At 71.7% G+C, this 5,495-nt stretch carries 4 protein-coding genes and 1 pseudogene; 1 reads left to right on the top strand and 4 read right to left on the bottom strand.

The genetic code is table 11. From position 1 onward, the window contains the following. From VGO20_RS11150 to efp, 3 genes and pseudogenes are all read right to left on the bottom strand, one after another. Nucleotides 1–411, bottom strand: a pseudogene (locus VGO20_RS11150) (hypothetical protein); the annotation flags it as partial. Nucleotides 412–555: 144 nt separating this feature from the next. Further along, nucleotides 556–1,377, bottom strand: a complete 822-nt coding sequence (locus tag VGO20_RS11145) for an inositol monophosphatase family protein (protein WP_327502415.1) — start codon at nucleotides 1,375–1,377, stop codon at nucleotides 556–558. A 9-nt stretch (nucleotides 1,378–1,386) separates the two neighbouring features. After that, a complete protein-coding gene (gene efp, locus VGO20_RS11140) occupies nucleotides 1,387–1,953 on the bottom strand; it encodes an elongation factor P (protein ID WP_327502414.1) in 567 nt (188 codons plus the stop codon). 117 nt (nucleotides 1,954–2,070) lie between these two features. Here efp and epmA point away from each other — a divergent pair, with 117 nt between their 5' ends. Next, nucleotides 2,071–3,165 carry an EF-P lysine aminoacylase EpmA gene (gene epmA / locus VGO20_RS11135; RefSeq protein ID WP_327502413.1) on the top strand — a complete coding sequence of 365 codons (1,095 nt, stop codon included), beginning with the start codon at nucleotides 2,071–2,073 and terminating at the stop codon, nucleotides 3,163–3,165. Nucleotides 3,166–3,289: 124 nt separating this feature from the next. Here the strand turns inward: epmA and VGO20_RS11130 are convergent. Beyond that, the coding region (locus tag VGO20_RS11130; RefSeq protein ID WP_327502412.1) for a hybrid sensor histidine kinase/response regulator at nucleotides 3,290–5,495 on the bottom strand (2,206 nt) is incomplete at its 5' end.

The raw sequence follows: 5,495 nt of genomic DNA, 5'->3' as shown, positions 1-5,495 counted from the left end.
GCGCGGCGACAGGTCGGGCAGGGGAGGCGGGACCGGCAGCGGGTCGGCCAGGGCCGGGTCGGCCGCGGGCGCCGGCCGGCTGCCCAGCGGGTCTTCGGGGACCGGCAGCGGGGCGAGCGCGAAGTCCGGCAGAGGCCCGGGCACTCCGACTGTCCCCCCGCCCGTTCCCCCGCCCACGCGGCCGCCGGCCGCCGGCGGTGCCGAACGGTCCAGCACCGGGGGGGTGCCCGGCACCGCGGCGGCGGCGGGCGGGCTGGTGCCCGGCACGGGCGGGATCTCGGGCTTCTGCGCGGGCACGGGCGCGATCCAGGACGCCGACGCCTGGGCCGGCAGCGCCGCCGCCGTCGCTCCCGCGGACGCGAGGACGGCCACGGCCGCGGCCGGCCATCCTCCGCCGAAGCGTCTGCTCAACCGTCCCATGGTCCCCGCATGAAGCCTTTGAAGACCGGTGCATTCGCGATGTCCGCACCGGACAATAGCCGAACACCCCAAGTGGAACAACCGCTTTGCCCCTTTCGCGCGGATGCCCGCCCAGTCTGCCGCCCAGTCTGCCGCTCAGCCTGCCGCGCTGCCGCGCGACGCCTTCGCGGCACCGCGAAGCAGCTTTCCCAGGTGCAGGTGCAGATGGTCGTTGGCGGCGAGCACGCTGGCCCCGTGGACGGGGTTGCGGCCGCCGCCGATCTCGGTGACGAAGCCGCCGGCCTCGCTGACCAGGAGCACGCCGGCCGCCGTGTCCCAGGGCGCCAGCCCGGTCTCCCAGAACCCGTCGAAACGGCCGGCCGCGACATAGGCGAGGTCGAGCGCCGCCGAGCCGAGGCGCCGGATGCCGGCGACCTCCGCCATCACCGTCTCGAGCTGCCCGAGGAACGCGGCATGGTTGCCTCGGCCCTTGAACGGCATGCCGGTGGCGATCAGCGCGTCCTCCATCCGCCGGCGGCTGGACACGCGCAGGCGCTGGTGGTTGTTGAAGGCGCCGGCCCCCCGTTCCGCCCAGAACATCTCGTCCTTCAGCGGCTCGTAGACGACGCCGGCGACGATCTCGCCGTCACGCTCCAGCGCGACCGATATCGCCCAGTGCGGCAGGCCGTGGAGGAAGTTGGTGGTGCCGTCGAGCGGGTCGACGATCCAGCGGTTGGCGGGATCGCGGCCCTTCGTCTCTCCCGACTCCTCCATCAGGAAGCCGAAATCGGGTCGGGCCCTCTGCAGTTCCGCGCGCAGGATCTGCTCGGCCCGCGTATCGGCGCTGGAGACGAAGTCGGCCGGCCCCTTGCGGGAGACCTGCAGATGCTCCACCTCGCCGAAGTCGCGCACGAGGCCCTTGGCCGCCTTCTCGACGGCTCGGGCCATGACGTTGATGATTGCCGAGCGGGCTGCCATGGCGGGCGATCAGTCCTTCGATCGTTCGAGATAGGCGCCGTCGCTGGTATTGACGACGATGCGCTGGCCGGTCTCGATGTGCGGCGGCACCATGACGCGCTGGCCGTTCTCGACCCGCGCCGGCTTGTACGAGCTGCTCGCGGTCTGGCCCTTCACGACCGGATCGGCCTCCAGCACCTCGAGGACCACCGTCGCCGGCAGCTCGACCGCGAGCGGCGAGCCCTCGTGGGCCTGGACGTTGACCGTCATGCCTTCCTGCAGGAAGACGGCCGGGTCGCCGATGATGTCGCGCGGGATCACGATCTGCTCGAACGTCTCCTTGTCCATGAAGGTGAAGGTGTCGCCCTCGGAGAACAGGAATTGCATCTCGTGCTCGTCGAGGCGCGCGCGCTCGACCGTTTCCTGCGTGCGGAAGCGTTCCGTCGTCTTGGTTCCGGTCCGGACGTCCTTCATCTCGAGCTGGATGAAGGCGCCGCCTTTGCCGGGCTGGACGATTGCGGTCTTGAGAATCACCCACAGCTTGCCGTTATGCTCGAGCACGTGGCCGGGGCGCATCTGATTGGCGTTGACCTTCATGGCGTCGGACCGTCATTGAGGCTGTTTTTCAAGGCGCGGACCCTAACAGGTTGCCTTTGCCCGTTCAACTCGGGCAGGCAAGGAAAAAAGCGCCCCGACGACGCCAGGAGCGTAGCCATGGAGGAAGACCGACCCTTGCCCGACCCGAACCGCCCTCCCTGGTGGCACCCCGACCGCCACGCCGCGCGGCGCGACGCGCTGCGCTCGCGCTCGCGCATCGCGCGTGCCGTGCGCGCCTTCTTCGAGGCCGACGGCTTCGTCGAGGTCGACACGCCGGCCCTCCAGGTCTCCCCGGGCATGGAGCCGCATCTGCACGCCTTCGCGACGGAGCTGGTCGGGGCCAACCCCGACGACCGCCTGCGCCTGCACCTGCACACCAGCCCGGAATTCGCGATGAAGAAGCTGCTGGTGGCCGGCGAGCCGCGCATCTTCCAGCTCGCGCACGTGTTCCGCAACGCCGAGCGCTCCGGGACCCACAGCCCCGAGTTCACGATGCTGGAATGGTACCGGGCGGGCGCCGGCTACGCCGACTTGATGGAGGACTGCGTGGCGCTGGTGCGCGCCGCCGCCGGCGCCGCCGGGCGCCGGACCTTCCTGTGGCGCGGGCAGCCCTGCGATCCTTTCCTGGACTGGGAGGTGCTGAGCGTCGAGGACGCGTTCCGCCGCCATGCCGGCATCGACCTGCTCGCGACCGCGCCGGACCCCACGGCGCCGGACGCGGCGCTGCTGGCGCGCGAGGCCGAGCGCGTCGGCATCGCGCCCCATCCCGGCGACACCTGGGAGGACCTGTTCTTCCGCATCAGCCTGGAGCGGGTGGAGCCCCGCCTGGGCATGGTCCGGCCGACCTTTCTGGCCGACTATCCCGTCAGCATGGCGGCATTGTCGCGCCCCAAGCCCGACGACCCCCGCCTCGCCGAGCGGTTCGAGCTCTACATCTGCGGGCTCGAGCTCGCCAACGCCTTCGGCGAGCTGACGGACGCGGCCGTCCAGCGCGCCCGCTTCGAGGCCGACATGGCGCTGCGGGAGCGGATCTACGGCGAGCGCTACCCCGTCGACGAGGACTTCCTGGCCGCCCTGGAACTGGGCATGCCCGACAGCGCCGGCATCGCGCTGGGCTTCGACCGCCTGGTCATGCTGTGCACCGGCACCGAGGCGATCGACGACGTGCTGTGGGCGCCGGTGGCGATGCCCGGACGCGGCGCCGGTGCTTGAGGAACACGATATCTCGGAGCGTTTCCGGCTACCGGAAACGCTCAGGGGCGCGACCGCGCCCCCGCCCCGTCAGGGGCGAAAGCCGAGCCGCGGACGCGGCGCCGGCGCCTGAGGAACACGATATCTAAGACCGCTCGCCTTCGAGCGTCTCGGGGTCCATGGCCGGGGCGTCCCGCGCGAGGACGGCCCTGATCCGCTCCGCCAGCTCGCCCATGCGGAAGGGCTTGCGCATCACCGCCGACACGCCGCTTCCGGTCTCGTCGAACGAGAAGGCGGCATGTCCGGTGATGATCATGATGCGCAGGTCCGGATGCCGCCGCCGCGCCGCCGCCGCCAGCTCGATGCCGGACATCCCCGGCATCGCGTAGTCGGCGATCATCAGGTCTATCGGCCATTCCCGATCCAGGGTCTCCAGCGCCTCGGCCCCCCTGCGCGCCTCGTGGACCCGGTAGCCGAACTGGCGCAGGGCCAGCGCGATCCCCATGCGGCCCAGGGCCTCGTCCTCCACCAGCAGGATCGTCTCGGTGCCGCCGGCCGAAGACGGCTGCCGCGCCGCGCGCCCCTGCGGCGCGGCGGCGTCGGCCCGGGGCAGGTACAGGCTCACGGTCGTCCCGCGGCCGGGATGGCTGCCGATCTCCGCCGTGCCGCCGGACTGCTCGGCGAAGCCGTAGACCATGCTCAGGCCCAGCCCGGTCCCCTTGCCGACCTCCTTCGTCGTGAAGAAGGGCTCGAAGGCCCGGTCCTGGACGTCCGGCGGCATGCCGCCGCCGGTGTCGGTGACCGACAGGACGACGTAGCGCCCCGGGCTCAGCCGTCCGTCCCCGCCGCGCGCCACGTCCAGGCCGCGCGCCGCGATGGTCAGGCGGCCGCTGCCGGCCATCGCGTCGCGGGCGTTGATCGCGAGGTTCAGTATCGCCATCTCGGTCTGGTTGGGATCGGCCATCACCGGATCGAGGCCGGCATCGACGTCCACCTCGACATGGACCGCGTCGCCGACCGCGCGGCGCAGCAGGTCGTCCATCCCGGCGACCAGCGCGCACAGGTCGACCGGCTGCGGCTGCAGTTGCTGGCGCCGGGAGAACGCCATCAGCTGGTGGACCAGCTTGGCCCCGCGCTCCACCGCCTGCATCGTCGCGTCGGCGACGGCCCGCGCGTCCTCGGGGATCCTGGACGACAGCACGTAGAGGCCGCTCGCCATCGTCTGGAGCAGGTTGTTGAAGTCGTGCGCCAGGCCGCCGGTGATCTGCCCGAGCGTCTCCATCTTCTGCGACTGGCGCAGCGCGTCCTCCGCCCGCTCCCGCGCCGCCATCTCCCTCGCCAGCCGGTCCGCCGCCTCCTGCCAGCGCCGCGAGGCGACCTGCTGCGCCCGGTACCGGCGCACGGCCATGACGCTCATGCCGAGCAGGGCCAGCACGGTCAGGAGGGTGTAGGCCCCGTGGATGGCGATGGTCCTGTACCAGCCGTTCAGGATCGCGCCGGTCTCCATGCTGAAGCTGATGAACAGCGGATATCCCTGTATCCGCATATAGGCGTTGAGGCGTTCGACGCCGTCGACCTGCGAGGCGGCGGTGTAGACGCCCCGCGGGTTGCGCAGCGCCCGGCTGAGGAAGGGGCCCGTGGTGTCCAGCCATTCCGGATTGTTGATGGCGGGATAGCGCGCGATGACCCGGCCGTCGGCGCGCACGAACGGGATGACGTGGGCGATGGTGGGGACGAACTGCTTCCAGAAGCCGGTCATGTAGGAGATCGGGACCGCGACCTGGACGATGCCGTCGAAGCTGCCGTCGGGCGTCGTGCGCCGCCGGCTGAGCGCAACGAGCCGCTCCCCGGTGACCCTGCTGACGAAGGGGGCGCCGACATAGGTCCCTGCGTCGCGTTCGCGCTGCGCCTCGAAATAGTCGCGGTCGGCGATCGGGGCGGCCGGCGGCGCGACCCCGCGCGACGTCGCCCGGACCCGGCCGCTTTCGTCGACCAGCGCGATGATCCCGATCTGCTCCAGGCTCCGCTCGATGCGGACCAGGTCCTTGCGAAGCCCGGCGTCGCTCTCGATGTCCTCCCAGGAGCGTCCCGCGATCCGCCGGTCGATTTCGTCGAGCACGACCTCGTGGGTGTCGAGCACTCTGGAGACGTGCTCGTGAAGCGCCGTCGCCGTGCGCGTCGCCGTCCGCTCGGCGTCCGCCAGCTCCTCCCTGTAGCTGGTCACCGCGGTCCAGACGAACAGCGAGAGCGGAAGGAGGATCGACAGGGCGAACAGGACCCACAGCGGCCGGTCGCGGGAACCCGGGTCCGGCGACGTCCGCACCGTGGAACGGCCCTGGCCGGGCGGCCCG

The organism is Arenibaculum sp. (assembly GCF_035998295.1).
Taxonomy (GTDB): Bacteria; Pseudomonadota; Alphaproteobacteria; order Azospirillales; family Azospirillaceae; genus DASYHS01.
This window is presented reverse-complemented; position numbering and strand designations above follow the sequence as displayed.